Below are 15,189 nucleotides of genomic sequence, written 5' to 3'. Positions count from 1 at the left end.
ATTTAATGGAGGTGGATTCCTTCCAGCAGCAGAACACTAACCCCAAAAAAAGCCGTCACCAATATCACGACGAGCTGATAATCGACAGGCTGTACCGGTATACCGCACAGGGCCGGGTTTTGTAATGCAGCAGCGAGCATCGTTCCCATGACACCGGACGCCAATCCATGCATGGCACCGGCAATCAGCGCACTGCCTTGTCCGCTCAACCATCCAATTCCAAAACCAGCGGCAACGGAAAGAACTACTGTCCAAAATGAAGGAATGACATAAATTCCCCACCAAACAGCCGTGCTTATTCCATAAGCGCCTGCAACAAGGCTAACGGACGCTCCTGCGTATCTCTCTGAAATAAAACTTCGACCTGTATAAATGCCTCTGCCCGTCAAAATGAGTAATAGGTGAATTATTAAGATGAAAAACATGACAAATCTCCTCTCAGGACCTCGGAATCATAAGGATCGCTGCGACCAAAAGCATCAGGTATAACATTTCAATACCCCACACAAATAAAATGTCATATCCTGTGGATGGGCCAAGCATTGGTCCCATCAAGCCCGCCATAAAACCACTGCTCAATCCTGAAAAGCCTGATTGCTGATCGTAAAACAGTCCGGTTGCCAGCCCTGCTAATGCCCCGAGAAAGGCAGATAAAATGGTTACGGGGACAAAATGAAAAGGAAATTGAGCCATCAAGCCAAACCCCATAATGAGCCCGGTTGAAGCCCCGGTAAGCATCGCAATATTCATTCCCAGGTGGTATCCGGTACGTTCACGCAATAATAAACATTTGTGCAGAATGACCAGGATTAAGAGAGTATGGCAAATAAGTATAGGCAGCATTAAAACGCCTCCATAAAAAATGAATTTCATCCATTGTATGTCCGGCAATTGTTTACCGTGAAACCCATTCGACACGGCCTTGTCATGCATATGCTGATAAAAGCTGAAAGGAGGGTAGAATGATGCAAAATCAGACACCGGAAGAAATCATACAGTGGCAGGATGAAGGCATAAAAAAGCAGGCTTTCACGTCGCCGGCAGGCAATGGAACGACCGAACAGATCAGGCTTCAGGAAGAATATCTCGCATTAGCCAATGCTTTTCTCCTTGCGAAGCACCAGCCTGAAAAGGGCAGAATCCGTCTTTTAAAAACTTTTTTGAAAGAAAAGAGAAATCAACAGGTCGAAATCCGGTTGCATGCAGAAAGAGCGGTACGAGGGAAAGTCTCTGACGTTGGACGTGACTTTTTAATTCTGACAAGCCTTCTTGAGAGAGTGTGGATTCCTTATACAGCTGTTAAAGAAGCGACACTTCCTTTTGACTCACCGGATTTCGATACAACTCACCAGCAGATTTTATTTGATAATGATCTCAGGAAAAAGCTGCTCAGAAACTTCGGAGCTACGGTCTCTAGACGATCCAAACTGAGAGAGCTGTTTTACGAGGAATCGCTTATGACGAGTCTGAATAGATGGAAAGGTCACTGGTTTAAGGCAGAGATAAAAGGTGGCGTCATTTTTTCAGGAAGGCTTGAGGAAGCCGGGGAAGACTCGATTGTGCTGAAAGGGATCGGCCAGAGAAAAACGCTTTTGTATAAAGAGCTCCAAACGATTCGAAAAGCCAGGTTTTATCAGAAATTTAAAGGAAAGTAGTGAAATCATTGAAATCAACAAATGAAAGCAGAGCGGCAGAGCTTGGCGTGATGATCGGGGAATCGATCCTTGTTGTGACAAGGTCGGATCAGTTGAATTTGTTTGGACAAACGTTTCGACCGGTTTTTGTTGGCACAATCAGAGAGGTGGGAGAGGGCCATCTCACATTAGATCCCGTTACGATTAAAATGGTGACAGCACCTTTCTTCACTTTTCCGACTCCACTTAGTATCCCGCTTGAAAATATTGCACACTTCACAAGAAATTTCGGTCCGGAAAAAGTATTTCCGCTGACGTAAAGGAGAATGTTTCTTGAACAAAAAAGAAATGACATCCAATGATCGTCATGAAGAAGGCCTGATACAGCTTTTTACAAACCATACTGGAACAAAGCTGTTTGCGCTCACTTCTTCTTTTCCATTCTTTTTTATTGGAACGATCAGGGGTGTATTAGACGATTATGTAAGAATTTTTGTAGAGACGTCCAATGTGGCTGAGCTTGAGAATCGGGAATGGAATCTTCATATTCATGACATAGAAGTATTTTATCTGGAACAGGAAGGATGGCCTGAGATCCCGATTTTACGGGAGAACGGGGGAAGCGGATGAAACGTTTTTTCCACATTGTAGCCATTCCCATTCGAATCGTCCTGAACCAGTTTGGCGATCACAATCCAAATGGAATGATGTATGTATTAAAAGAAAATGAAAAGAAGGTTAGAAAGCTCGTCCGGAAAAATCCTTTTACACCGGTTGAGCTCGTTCAGCCTCTCATGATCCGGGCAAACGAAGGAGATATTGTAGAGGTCTTATTCGAAAATAAACTGTCCTTTCCAGCTGGCTTTCATATAGAGGAGGCTGATTATGATGTGATGCAGTCAGATGGTGCAGATGCAGGGTTTAATCGCTCCTCACTTGTACAAAAAGGAGAAAGAAGACTGTATCGTTTTCGCCTGAATCATACTGGTGCCTATCCGTTTTCTGACCTTGGGAACCCGGCGAGTGGTGAGAAAGGCTCTAACAGCAATGGTTTATTTGGTGCATTATTTGTGCAAAAGCGCGGTTCCTGGTGGACGCATCCTGAAACAGGAGGACCGATCCATTCCGGACCATTCGCGGACATTCATCACCCATTTTTACCTTCATTTCGCGAATATGGCTGGCTCTTTCATGATGAAATGGAAACAGATGATCTGACCGGAAACAAGCCGCTTGATCCAATGACAGGTGAGGAGAGAGAATCCACACATGCGGTGAATTTCCGGTATGAGCCACTTGGTAACCGTAAGAAATTAATTGAAGAAGGTGTCGTATGTCCTGAGTGTGAAGGGGAAGAAGTGCATCACGATTCGTGGGTGTTTGGTGATCCGGCAACGCCCGTATTAAAAGGCTATAAAGGGGACCCGGCTGTCATTCGGGTCGTACACAGCGGTGTTAAGGAAACGCATGTATTTCATTATCACGTGCACCAGTGGCTGAAGGACTCCACAAATATGGAATCAGAAATCATTGATGCTCAGAGCGTCAGTCCTCAATCGTGGTATGATGTAGCACCTCTTTATGGGCTCGGAAGTCTTCAGGGCTCCATTGGTGATGCCATTGTTCACTGCCATCTGTATCCGCATTTCGAGGTTGGGATGTGGGGGATGAATCGTATTTTCGATACACTGCAGGATGGCAGTCAGTTTTATCCTGACGGAACGAGAATCAAAGCCTTAAAGCCACTTCCTGGTCGTCCTGCACCTCCCCGTCCAACTAAAGAAAACCCCGGGTTTCCGAATTTTATTCCGGGGAAACCGGGCTTTAAAGCGCCGCGCCCACCTCTTGGGATTGTGGGAGGAAGAGGGCTGACAGAGCTTGAGCGCAATGCAGCCATTGAAAATCCGCGTCCCGGTGCTGTATTTGCTGATCCGTGCGGGTTTAACCCTGAGGCACCTGTGATTGAATATCACGTTTCAGCGATTGAACTGCCCATTATTTATAACCGGCAGGGATGGAATGATCCGAAAGCAAGAATCTTTGTTCTCGATGATGATCTGGAGGCAGTGCTTTCGGGTGAGAAAAAGCCTGAGCCGCTCGTGATTCATACGCCTGCCGGGACGTGTGTGAGAATTCTATTTACAAACCGGCTGCCGGATGTAGCCGGTGGAGATGCCTTTCAGCTTTTTACCAGAACCTATGAAGCGGGTTTCCATATTCATTTTATGAAATTTGACGTGCTTGTAAATGACGGCGCCAATGTGGGCTGGAACTATGATTCAAGCGTGCTTCAGGGACAGACGATTCAATATGAATATTATGCAGACGTTGAATTAAAAGCGTGGTTTTATCATGACCACCTTTTTGCCGCTCACCATCAGCAGCATGGAGTATTCGGATCGGGTGTTATACACCCCCGTTTTACAGCGTTTTTTGATTCTGCTAACGGTGAACCGGTCATTCAAGGGGCAGAAATCACAGCTGTTCACCCTCTCATTCCTGACTACCGTGATTACTCTTTATTTGTTCATGACTTCGCTCTTTTATATAACAAAGATGGACGGCCTATTCAGCCGCCTGATTTTCCTGGATCCCAGGATGACCCGGGCGTATTTGGTGTGAATTATACGTGCGAACCGCTGCAGTTCCGCCTCAAAGGTCCAGCTGATCCCGCTTATTCCTTCAGTTCTATTGTAAATGGGGACCCTTATACGCCGGTGTTCCGCTGTTACAAAAACGATCCGCTCCGGATACGGCTGCTTCAGGGAGCGCAGGAGGAATCGCACAGCTTTCACGTTCACGGGATGAGATGGAAGGCAGAACGTCCTGATGTTGAAACACGTTATGAATCACAAAAGCACATAGGGCTCTCAGAATCCTTCACACTCGAAACGATGGCCACTCATGAAGGGGATTATTTATGGACATTTGCAACAGAAGAAGACATCTGGAATGGTCTGTGGGGCTTGATCAGAGCTTATGGTGAAGAGCAAGAGAACTTAATCAGACTGCCGGATCAGCTGGTCGTGACTTCGTCTGCTGATCAGCTGGATTCCTTAGCAAAAATCCCTCCAAAACCACAGGAGATTAAGAGTCCGGCTCCTGAAGGCGCACCGCTGAAACAATTCCGCATCGCAGCGTTTCACGTCCCTATTGTTTACAGTCAATACGGTGAACATGATCCATACGGTATTGTTTTCGCGAGAGAAGAGGATATGCACGCTATTTTAAGAGGGGATAAAACGCCTGAACCGCTTATTTTACGGGCCAATGCAGGGGATGAGGTGGAAATCAGCCTGACCAGTTACCTGACAAAGGAACGTTTTCCTTTTCAAGATGGCATCTGGCCTTACCCGGAAGTGAAAGAGCAGGCCTTTTACCCGCCGTCTTTACGTATCTCGCTTCATCCACAGCTCGTGCAGTATGATGTGAAAACATCTTCAGGCGAAAATGCGGGATATAACTTTGAACAGACAGCCGGTCCTGGTGAAACAGTCATCTATAGATGGTATGTGGATCAGCCATTTGGAGCCTCCTGCCTGTGGGACATGGCGGATTTGCGAAACCATCGCTCACTTGGAACATTTGGCACGTTCATCGCAGAATCGCGCGGTACAGAACCTGTTCATCCTTACACGTTACAAGCGGAAGAAAGCGAATCCGCCGTGGTGCTGAAGCATCCTTTCCTTCCGGAGACGAGAGAATTCGTGCTGACGATGTTTGACGGTGCAAGACTTGTCAATAACATCGGTGAACTTATGACGGATCCTGCAGCCGGTCTGCTTGATCAGGAACAGCTAGAAGAGGAAGAAGACCTGTTTGATACGTATGATCAGGGTTCACGCGGATTCAATTACAGGACTGAGCGGCTTGTAAACCGGTTGAAGGAAAATCCTGAAAAGGCAGCCCTTTTCAGCTCAGAGGTTCACGCTGATCCATCAACACCTGTATTTGAAGCTTATCCTGCTGATCCGGTCACTATCCGTCTCACGAATCCATCAGAACGCAGAAGATCGCATACCTTCCGTTTACACGGACATTACTGGAACACAGATGCCATGGATTTAACATCGCAGACGAAATCCTTTGACGGGCACATCATCACAGGACACGCCGCGGATCTGAAGCTGCACTATGGCGCAGGAAGCTATTACGGCTTTTCGGGAGATTATCTGTACCGATCAGGTAACATTCAATGGGACATAGAGATTGGCATGTGGGGGCTGTTCAGGGTGTACGAACGCTGGCAAAAGCATCTGCCGCCACTTGGTTCTAAACGAAAAGATGAAAATGAATGATGAAGCGGCTGCTGATTTACTTGATGCTGCTTGTGGCTGTGTGTGCGGGCTGGCTGATCTGGTCAAATGAAGAGCATCTGCCGGAGTTAAAAACAACACAGCCCTTTGAAATGAAGTCCGTCCTTCATAACGAGCATTATTCATCTAATACCGGGAAAATCAAAATTGTAGCCTTTTTTTACACTGCCTGTCCGGACATTTGTCCCTTTACGATGAGTGATTTGAGTGACATACAGACAGCTGTGAAGGATCATTCACGTTTAAAAAAAAGCGTGGAGCTGGTATCTATTACTCTGGATCCTGAAGAAGATACAGACGAACGAATCATACAGTATGCAGAAGCGTTTCAGGCTGATTATGAGATGTGGCATTGGTTAAGAGGTACGATAGAAGAAACCAATGCTGTTACGAAGGATTATCAGATGCAGTCTGTCAAACTGGACGATCAGACGATTGCCCACAGTACCACACTGTATCTCGTTGATGAACATCACCGGATCCGGGGTATGTACCCAATGGCAACTCAGCGTGACAGAGTCAACAAAGAAAAACTTCTTGAAGACGTTCTCCGGCTTCTTGACGCATCATAAATCGTACAAAAAAAGAGCTTCTGTGAGCTCTTTTTTTGTTGTTCATCTTTTTAAGTAAAATCAAATGAGGTGTAATTAGACGCTGTATTCGCAAAAAATAAAGTGACTATTGTCACGTAAGTTTAGTGATCCTATTATCTTGAAATCAAATTATACTACCATACTACTTTTTTTCTTTCGTGAGTCTTCTACCTCGTTTTTAAGTGCGAAAATCGAGGTATTTAACCTATAGCTGACCAGTCAACGATGAATCGCGATCGCGTAGCCTTCGTGAAGAAAAGGTTGAACCACCTGGTCAGATGAAAAGTCCTTCTGAATTGGCCAAAGAAGAGATTAATTTTGAGGATTGGGCAAAACATCTTCGTTTGCCTGACCTTGAGAGTGAGGTAATGGAATGAATGCGTTTAATCGCCTTTTACTCATAGTGGTGGGCGTAGCAGGCTTGCTTGCCGTCTCGGTTCTGACGGCGTCAGCATACCGGATCCCATTTGTTTCAGACTCCATCCTTGGATGGTCAGCTGAACCCTGGTATATCTACACCATCCTTTCCATCAGCGGTTTTCTCGGATTGATTTTTATCATTCTGCTGCTGACAGGCGTTTTCGCAAAGCCACCTGAAAAGTATATGAAAATAAAAACAGGTATCGGGGATATCGATATTTCGAGAAAAAGTATCGAATCCGTTGCGTTGAAATCGATTCGTTCGATTGAAGGCGTCCGGTCACCTGAGGTTCATGCCAAGCTGCATGGCCGGAAAGAAACTGTATCTGTACATGTGGATTGCCACATTTTTGATCAAAGCGGACTGCCAACGATCGGCAAATCCATGCAGGAGCAGATCAAGGTTCAGATCGAAAGCCTGCTGGAGGTACCTGTCAAAAAGGTGTCGATTAATATTCAGGATCCACGTAAAACAACTAAATCACAGTCTCCCCGCGTGATATAAGGAGGGCATCGTATGAACAAAACAGACATGCTGCTGCCTTACCGCGGCAGACTGCTCGGACTGGTGATCGGAATTGTCTTAGCCATCCTGATCATTACAGTTGGATTCGGTCCAACATTGCTCATTGTCACGCTCGCAGCGCTTGGCTTTTTAGTCGGCATGTGGCGGGACGGGAAGCTGGATATTGACGGCTGGTTCCAATTTTTCACCAGAAGAAGATAAATTCAAAATTAAACGATAAAAGGAGTTTTTTAACATGGCACAAACAACAACTGAAACAAAACAAAACGAATCAGCACGCAAAAATTCACTGACATTTGAAGATCAGGTAATTAAAAAAATCGCTGGTATCGCAGCGAACGATATTAAAGGAATTCTTGGCATGAGCGGAGGATTCATGAGCGGATTAACAGAACGTTTCCGCGCTTCAGGTGACATTACGAAAGGAATTGACGCTGAAGTAGGTGAAAAACAGGTTGCGATCGACGTGAGTGTGATCGTTGAATACGGGAAAAGTGTACCGTCAATCTTTAATGAGACGATTGCTGCTGTCAAAAAGGCTGTAAACGATATGACAGGCCTCGAGGTAGTAGAAGTGAACATGCACGTAGAAGACGTGATGACACGCTCAGAATTTGAGGAAAAGCATCGTCAGGCTGAAAAAGAGAATGAAAACAGCCGTCAGCTGGATTAATTCATTCAGCTGAATCAGAAAAGACAAAAAACGGTCAGGGCGTATTGCCGCCTGACCGTTTTTATTTTGATCCAAAAAGAAGGCCTCTGCGTATGCTTTTTGGATTTTAAAAAATAAGGAGATGAGCAACACTTGTCTGACCAATTATGTCAGGTTGTGATCATAGGAAAAGGGAACATGCACCAATTCCAATTCCATTCGTTTACAGAAGCGTTAAGTATTTATGAGGAAATTGAAGATAAGTATGCAAAGCTTCGCATCAGAAACCGTGGTGAAGTCGTGCAAAGAAAAGAAGATCGGGTCATCTTAAAGGTAAGCCCAGGCGGAAATCCGACCAAAACACCAAAGCTCCTGCTTCCACCAGAGGAGTGGTTTAGCATCGAAGTTTACGATGACATGCTTCAATTTGCTGAAACGCTTTGCCAGACAAAAAAATAGGATGATTTGAAGAGGCAGCCTTTAGATAGGGGCTGTCTTTTTGTGCTGTTGGTGATTTGGTTTGACGCGGAATGGGTGTAGTTTATGGTGTTGTCTGCCTTCGCGTCAAATTAGAGGGGAATGGGAAATGAAATTTCTGCACAGCCGCCTGTCTATGTTGCGGAGAGAATTCTTTGTTCAACAAAGTGACCAAGTTCAGTCAAAAAGTGACCAAGTAACGTGAGAAAGTGACCAAGTCAGTGGGGGAAGTGTCCAAGCTGTCCCCAAAAGTGTCCAAATAGCCAGAGAAAGTGTCCAAGTTCCCAATCCCTGCACAAGCGAAGCGTCACCTGTATGCTTTTAGGTACCTAAAAATCATTCAGAGCCCCTGCGTTCGCCGGATTTTTGTGGAAAGTGCCCCTGCTACGAATCAATGTGAATGAATCTTGATAGACGAGTGAAAGAACAACACGGTCCGCCGCGATACTCTCGTATAATAAGGACATATGTCCTTATTCAAGGTAAAATACGGATATACAGTGGAAGCAACAGAAAGGACGTGTAAGCATCATGAAAGGCATTTTATTTGCGCTTGCAGGCGGCTTTTTCCTGACCTTCCAGAGTGTGGCCAATGCGACGATCGGCCAGCAGATCGGGACGTGGCAGGCTGCGGCCATGACGCAGTTTACCGGTTTTATTCTTGCGATCCTGATCGTAGCAGCTGTCAGAGACCGCACGTGGAAGGAGCTTCCTAAAGTACCGAAGCTCTATGCGTCGGGTGGTACGTTTGCTGCTCTTGTACTGTTCAGTAATATGACAGCCGTATACTTGATGGGTGTCACACTGACGATCAGTATTTTTCTCATCGCGCAGCTTTTAGTAGCAGTGGTGATTGATCGATTCGGATTATTTGATATGGTCAAAAAACAAATCAGTAAAACGCAGGTAATTGGTATCCTGCTGATGATTGCAGGTGTGATCATCCTGAAAATTTAGGAGGTGTAAAAGTGGTTCAGAAAACCTCTTATTATTTAACCAAATACGATTTGCAGGACTTATTTCCAAAGGAGCTTCAACAGGTGATGCAGGTGCGTACGTTTGCCCCTGGTAAAAAACTTCTTTTACAGGGGGAGACAGCAACGGCAATGCTGCTGCTTGTCGAAGGGAAAGTAAAGGTGTCAATGCTCTCTCCTGAGGGGAAGCGGCTGATTGTCGCGTTTAAGACGCCGTTTGATATTGTCGGCGATGTTGAATATGTCACGCACGGTCCGCTCATCAACACGGTAGAAAGTGTTATGGAAACGACCGTCATTGAAATTCCATACACAGTGCTGCGAAATGGAATGGCTCAGAATGCGGCCTGGCTGCAATTTCTACTTGAAGCCATCACGAAAAAATTCGAGCTGAAGTCACATACGATGAACTTTAATCTGCTTTATCCGGTTGATGTGCGAGTGGCGAGCTACCTGCTATCAATGACGCCTGTCAAAGAAAAAATCGAGTCGGCCTCACTTGTTGATATGGCAGATCTGATCGGTACGAGCTACCGTCATTTAAATCGCGTATTGAGCCAGTTCCAAAAGGCAGGGTGGATATCGAAATCACGCGGCTCCATCGAAATTTTAAACCGCGCTTCCATCATGGAACTCGCAGGTGAAAATATTTATGAAAAGGGGGATGTGCAATGATTGTTGGAATTTTACTTGCGCTGTTAGGTGGCGCATTTGTGTGCCTGCAAAACACATTTAACGCCAACGTCAAAAAGCAGGTAAGTGTCTGGTCGACCACGATGCTTGTGCTGGCACTCGGCTTTCTTGCTTCATTTGCAGCGGGGCTTGCCTTTGAAGGAGCAGCGTTATTTGTTTTTGATGCAGAGCCGTGGTTCTGGTTCAGTGGTATTGTTGGCGTGGGTGTCGTCGCATGTGTAACTCAGGGCGTTCAGTCACTGGGGCCAAGCCGGGCGATTTCGCTAGTGATGGTGTCACAAATCTTTTTTGGTTTGATGTGGGATACGCTGGGCTGGTTCGGACTCGAAAAGGTTCCGTTTACGTTCCAATCATTTGTCGGGGTGCTGATGATCAGCGCAGGTGTGCTGTTATTCCAGCTTGGACCGAAGCTTGAGACCGCGTCACAGAAACAGCGTCCTGCTGCTAGGAGCTCGCTCAAGGCAAATGGATAAAAAGCATGCAGCCGCATGCTTTTTATACTTTCTGCGCAATCACCTGCACAACATGAGACAACCCGTTATGCAGCTTACCTTCATACCGCTCCACTTCTCCCGTAAAAAAGTGGATAAGCTTCCAGTCACTGAATTCCTCAAGCATCTCCATGGCTGCATATAAATAGTCCATATCAGGAGGGCCACCTGTTTTATACGCCAGTTGATGCTTTGAATACACCTCTGAAATAAAGTATCCTCCAGGCTTCACTGTACTCTTAATACCGTCCAGCATATCTGTTCTCCCCGCCGGATCAATATGACCGAATATATTAATCACCGCATCCGCTGATTCAGATTTCCACTCAGCCTGAGTTAAATCAACCAGCCTGGTTTTGACCTCCACCCGGTTCTGTTCTGCTAAACGCTGAACCTTAGCAAGACCTTCCGCAGAATAATCCCATGCCTCCACTTCATTTTCCTTACGCGCAAGAAACACCGCATTCCTGCCCTCACCCTCAGCCACCGTCAGCACCTTTGCCGAATGAAGCTGACACTTCTTCTGTGCATACACAAGAAACTCATTCGGCTCCGTCCCATAAATATATTTTTCCGCACTAAAACGGCGATCCCACGGATTCATCCCCACCACTCCTTTTCATTCAGCGTAGTAGAAGAGGGGGTAGATGGCAAGAATATAAAGGATAGTGGATTGAAATACAGTTTATTTTGTTCTGATGGGATTTTATTATCGTCTTTCACTGTAAATTATTAATTTTAAAAGAGTGCCTGGGCATTCCGAAGACTCCTGTGGCGGAAAGGGTCAGGTGAAACCGACTGTGCGAAGCGCAGGCGGGTTCACCGCCCGGCCACGGAAAGCGTAGGAATGCCCACGCACGGTTTATGAAGATGAACTCCATTTACACACCCTTCATAAAAAATAAATAATTATTTATATCATTTACAAAGGAAAACGCTTACATTTGTCGAACACTGTATGCGGCTGGAAATGCAAGGGTCGGGATTTTCGGTCCAAACCGTATAAAGGGAGAGAAAGAAATGAGAAAACCGCTTTCCATGTTTCTTGCTTTTATGCTGCTCTTGTCAATGGCAATGCCTTCGGCTGCATTTGCTGGTGGATTTAAATCACCAGGCGATGCGAACCTCGTACCCGGAACGATTCTGATGGGGGCTACTCCGGCGTATGTTGATCCAAATAAACCCGTGGTTGTATTTGTTCAGGGACTGACAAATGATTCTACGGTCTGGTATACAGATAACGATATGTACAACCGTGCATTCCAGGCTGGTTATCAGACAGCTTTTGTTGAATTGTATGATTCAGGCGGCTCGCCGCGCAGCTACTGGGATAATGGTGCGATGCTTGCGGGTCAACTGCAGCAGATTTCAAACCATTACGGCGGGAAAAAACTTGTAATCGTAGCCTACAGTAAAGGTGGCGTCGATACGCAGGTGGCGCTGATTCACCAGGGGAAATACCCGCTCGTTTCCAATGTCATCACACTTGGCTCACCTCATTATGGCAGTGAGCTTGCGGATTTGGCCAACAGTTCATCATTTGGCTGGCTTGCAAATCTGATTGGGCAAAACAGCGCAGGCACGCAGAGTCTTCAGACTGGAAACATGCGCTACTTCCGTTCGATTACGGATAATCGTTTTGAAGTCAGTCAGAATCGTTACCTGAGCCTTGCCGGCAATCGTACTGGTCCGATTTTCAGCAGCTACTGGTATGGCAGCGGCTTTATTGACGGCCCGAGTGACGGTGTTGTTTCTGTAGCGAGTTCTAAGCTTCCGTACGCAACGAGTCTTGGGGTTGGCAACTGGAATCACGGAGAAGTGAACAAGGGAAGCAATGTATTCTCTATTTTCCAGCCTTACCTGACACAACAGCGGGCTGCTTCCACTTTCTCTGCATTTAACGAAGTGGCTGCAACAGCAGAAGTGACTGAGCCGTCGATGGATGTGCTCGTGCGTGGAGGACAGCAGGATGGACTTGCCTCTGAATCGTTTTATGTAGAAAGCGAAGCAGAAAAACTTGTGATCAACTGGCTGAGTGCAACGCAGCACGACAAAGTCGAACTGACTCGTCCAGGGAAAGCAGTGCCTGAAACGTTCAATGTTACATCCGTTGAGGATGACACGATGTTCTTTAAGGGAGCATATCATCACACCATTACGATCGATCAGCCGGAAGCGGGAGAGTGGAAGGCCGCAACGGTTTCAGATGCGCCAACTGCCTACGCGCTGATGGTCACTTTTGACTCTGCGCTAAATGACCAGCTCGTTCTTGAGCCTGAAGCTGATAAAAAGAACTGGAACCTTAAGACACAAAACGGACTGGCTGCAAAATCTAACGGAAAAGCCAGTGTGAAGGCGTTTGCTGACATCGGGTTTGTGCCGGGTAACGGTAAAGATAACAAAAAGCTCGGTCAAAAAATGCGTATATTTAAACAAAGCGGCAATGCTATTCAGCTGCCATCTGAAGAAGGAAGCTACAATATGACCGTTGAAGTTGAAGGAACAACGCCAACAGGTGAAAAGTTCCAGCGTACCGTGATTAAATCAGTATTTGTAGATGAAAAGGGTAACGCTTATTAATCTTCATTGGGTTTGAATGTTCATATAAAGAGAATTTCCTGAAAAGTTGCTCCTTTGGGGAAGGGAGCGGCTTTTTTGTGGTTTCTGGAGGCGGCTTTTGGTGAGTTTCACAGGATTTTGAGCGAGTTTCTCAAAATATTGAGGATGGTTCGAAGAATGATGCCGGACGTTCGCAGGATGTGTGAGGGGTTTCGCAGGATTTTAATGCCGGTTCGTAAAATAGTGACCATTTACCCGCCTGGCACTCATCCATGTTTTAGCATTTTGCAAATAATTTGGTGTTGTCGATCGCCCGCTGCTCCGCCCACCAGCATCAAAAAGCCGCTCCCCTAGAGAGCGGCTTTCGCATGATGCACAATTCTTACTGAGCCACCGCAGCCAATCCTGCTTTATTCAGAAAGTTCCACGGCTGGTTAAAGTGTGGCTGGAAGAAGAAGTCGACAAATCCGAGCTCATCGATCGTCATGCCCGTTTGGATACATACGCTTAATGTGTTAATAGACTGCGTCACATCAGCTTTAGATAACACCTGAGCCCCGGCAATTTTGCGTGTTTCCGGATCATAGCTGACCTTCAGCATGACATTTTCTGCTGTTGGCATAAAGTCCGGGCGGTGCTTTTCATTGATTGTGATACTTTTCACATGAATGTCCGCAGCTTCAGCGGCCGTTTCCGTTAATCCGGTAGAGGCCATATTCAAGTCATAGATGTGCAGTCCTGATGTTCCTTGTGTACCAACGTTTTTCATCACTGGCTTCACGAGGTTGCGAGCGACAAGTGTTCCCATTCTTACAGCGTTTGTTGCCAGTGGAATATAAGCTGGCTTTCCAGTCGGGTTATATTTCACGGCACAGCAGTCACCGGCAGCTAAAATATCCGGGTTGCTTGTGCGCATATATTCATCAACTGTAATTGCGCCATTTTCAAGCATCTCCACTTTTCCTTTTAACAGGTCAGTGTTTGGTCGGAATCCGACACACATAATCACAAGATCTGTCTCAATACGTCCACCGCTTGTTACAACAGCTTCAACAGACCCGGAACCTTCAAACCGTGTGACCGTTTCACCTAAACGAAGCTCGACGCCGCGATCAGTAAAGGCTTTTTCTACCTGCTCAGTAAATTCTTCATCTAAATATTTATTCAAAATACGGTCAACACCGTCAATAAGTGTTACTTTTTTGCCTGCCTGTTCAAATGCTTCAACGAGCTCGACACCGATATATCCGGCGCCTACGATTGTTACGTGTTTTGCGTCTTTTGATTTTTCGATAATCGTATTGGCCTGGTTATAGTTCTTAGCAAGCAGGACATTTTCTAAACGGATGCCTTTGATTGGCGGAATGACCGGCCATGAACCTGTTGACATGACGAGCTTGTCGTAGCGGTCTGAGACGGCTTCGCCTGTGACGAGATTGACTGCTTCAATCTGTTTATTTTCAGTATCGATTTCTTTAACTTCGTGCTGCATTTTCACATTGATGCCTAATGACTGCAGTTTTTCAGGAGAAGAGTAGAACAGACCTTTTGGATCTTCTACCACTCCGCCTACATACAATGCTAAACCGCAGGATAAGAATGATACGTTGTCATTTCGCTCATAAACCGTGATTTCTGCATCTGGATACATCTGGGCCATATTCGTTACTGCCGCTGTACCGGCGTGAGTGCTTCCGATTACTGCAATTTTCATGTTTGTTTCCTCCTGTTATTTATATTGTGAAGTTTTTCACAATATTGATGTTAAGTACAGTATACGCCGGTCCAAACAGAAATGCAATACTTTTGCTCAATATTTCACAAACTAAAAACACATCGGTGAAAACACTGATT

At 45.9% G+C, this 15,189-nt stretch carries 17 protein-coding genes; 13 read left to right on the top strand and 4 right to left on the bottom strand.

What is annotated here, in order from left to right; genetic code table 11:
- Positions 1–2 precede the first annotated feature (2 nt).
- Together H7968_RS03745 and H7968_RS03740 are read right to left on the bottom strand one after the other, a co-directional pair.
- Entirely contained in the window at positions 3–425 is a 423-nt protein-coding gene (locus tag H7968_RS03745; protein ID WP_227394895.1) for a hypothetical protein, read from the bottom strand.
- Positions 426–438: 13 nt separating this feature from the next.
- Entirely contained in the window at positions 439–843 is a 405-nt protein-coding gene (locus H7968_RS03740; protein WP_227394894.1) for a hypothetical protein, read from the bottom strand.
- A gap of 122 nt (positions 844–965) precedes the next feature.
- On the opposite strand from H7968_RS03740, the gene H7968_RS03735 reads away from it, so the two are divergent.
- The 12 genes from H7968_RS03735 (at position 966) to H7968_RS03680 (ending at position 10,758) form a co-directional block, all read left to right on the top strand.
- Positions 966–1,655, top strand: a complete 690-nt coding sequence (locus H7968_RS03735; protein ID WP_227394893.1) for a hypothetical protein — start codon at positions 966–968, stop codon at positions 1,653–1,655.
- Positions 1,655–1,954, top strand: coding sequence for a hypothetical protein (locus H7968_RS03730; protein ID WP_406566344.1), 300 nt, complete (start codon positions 1,655–1,657; stop codon positions 1,952–1,954). The genes H7968_RS03735 and H7968_RS03730 overlap by 1 nt, the downstream gene beginning before the upstream one ends.
- 13 nt (positions 1,955–1,967) lie before the next feature.
- The gene (locus H7968_RS03725; RefSeq protein ID WP_227394891.1) at positions 1,968–2,264 is read left to right on the top strand and encodes a hypothetical protein; all 297 of its coding nucleotides are present in this window, start codon (positions 1,968–1,970) and stop codon (positions 2,262–2,264) included.
- The gene (locus H7968_RS03720; RefSeq protein ID WP_227394890.1) at positions 2,261–5,932 is read left to right on the top strand and encodes a cupredoxin domain-containing protein; all 3,672 of its coding nucleotides are present in this window, start codon (positions 2,261–2,263) and stop codon (positions 5,930–5,932) included. Before H7968_RS03725 ends, H7968_RS03720 begins: the two co-directional genes overlap by 4 nt.
- Positions 5,929–6,522 (top strand): SCO family protein, encoded by a 594-nt coding sequence (locus H7968_RS03715; protein WP_227394889.1) that lies wholly within the window; start codon positions 5,929–5,931, stop codon positions 6,520–6,522. Before H7968_RS03720 ends, H7968_RS03715 begins: the two co-directional genes overlap by 4 nt.
- 394 nt (positions 6,523–6,916) lie before the next feature.
- Entirely contained in the window at positions 6,917–7,468 is a 552-nt protein-coding gene (gene amaP, locus H7968_RS03710; protein WP_227394888.1) for an alkaline shock response membrane anchor protein AmaP, read from the top strand.
- 12 nt (positions 7,469–7,480) lie between these two features.
- On the top strand, positions 7,481–7,690 hold the full coding sequence (locus tag H7968_RS03705) for a DUF2273 domain-containing protein (RefSeq protein WP_227394887.1): 210 nt from the start codon (positions 7,481–7,483) through the stop codon (positions 7,688–7,690).
- Positions 7,691–7,724: 34 nt separating this feature from the next.
- On the top strand, positions 7,725–8,162 hold the full coding sequence (locus H7968_RS03700) for an Asp23/Gls24 family envelope stress response protein (RefSeq protein ID WP_227394886.1): 438 nt from the start codon (positions 7,725–7,727) through the stop codon (positions 8,160–8,162).
- A gap of 132 nt (positions 8,163–8,294) precedes the next feature.
- Positions 8,295–8,600: a hypothetical protein gene (locus H7968_RS03695; protein WP_227394885.1), complete on the top strand. Its 306-nt coding sequence runs from the start codon at positions 8,295–8,297 to the stop codon at positions 8,598–8,600.
- A gap of 549 nt (positions 8,601–9,149) precedes the next feature.
- Positions 9,150–9,575 carry a DMT family transporter gene (locus tag H7968_RS03690; protein WP_227394884.1) on the top strand — a complete coding sequence of 142 codons (426 nt, stop codon included), beginning with the start codon at positions 9,150–9,152 and terminating at the stop codon, positions 9,573–9,575.
- A gap of 11 nt (positions 9,576–9,586) precedes the next feature.
- Positions 9,587–10,267: a Crp/Fnr family transcriptional regulator gene (locus tag H7968_RS03685; RefSeq protein WP_227394883.1), complete on the top strand. Its 681-nt coding sequence runs from the start codon at positions 9,587–9,589 to the stop codon at positions 10,265–10,267.
- Positions 10,264–10,758 carry a DMT family transporter gene (locus H7968_RS03680; RefSeq protein WP_227394882.1) on the top strand — a complete coding sequence of 165 codons (495 nt, stop codon included), beginning with the start codon at positions 10,264–10,266 and terminating at the stop codon, positions 10,756–10,758. The genes H7968_RS03685 and H7968_RS03680 overlap by 4 nt, the downstream gene beginning before the upstream one ends.
- Positions 10,759–10,780: 22 nt before the next feature.
- On the opposite strand, the gene H7968_RS03675 is transcribed toward H7968_RS03680, so the two are convergent.
- The gene (locus tag H7968_RS03675; RefSeq protein ID WP_227394881.1) at positions 10,781–11,380 is read right to left on the bottom strand and encodes a class I SAM-dependent methyltransferase; all 600 of its coding nucleotides are present in this window, start codon (positions 11,378–11,380) and stop codon (positions 10,781–10,783) included.
- A 416-nt stretch (positions 11,381–11,796) separates the two neighbouring features.
- Between H7968_RS03675 and H7968_RS03670 the strand changes: the two genes are divergently transcribed.
- Positions 11,797–13,356: an esterase/lipase family protein gene (locus H7968_RS03670; RefSeq protein ID WP_227394880.1), complete on the top strand. Its 1,560-nt coding sequence runs from the start codon at positions 11,797–11,799 to the stop codon at positions 13,354–13,356.
- A gap of 361 nt (positions 13,357–13,717) precedes the next feature.
- On the opposite strand, the gene H7968_RS03665 is transcribed toward H7968_RS03670, so the two are convergent.
- A complete protein-coding gene (locus tag H7968_RS03665) occupies positions 13,718–15,049 on the bottom strand; it encodes an FAD-dependent oxidoreductase (protein ID WP_227394879.1) in 1,332 nt (443 codons plus the stop codon).
- Positions 15,050–15,189: the final 140 nt, after the last annotated feature.

It is taken from the genome of Jeotgalibacillus aurantiacus, from assembly GCF_020595125.1.
Lineage (GTDB): Bacteria > Bacillota > Bacilli > Bacillales > Jeotgalibacillaceae > Jeotgalibacillus > Jeotgalibacillus aurantiacus.
This window is presented reverse-complemented; position numbering and strand designations above follow the sequence as displayed.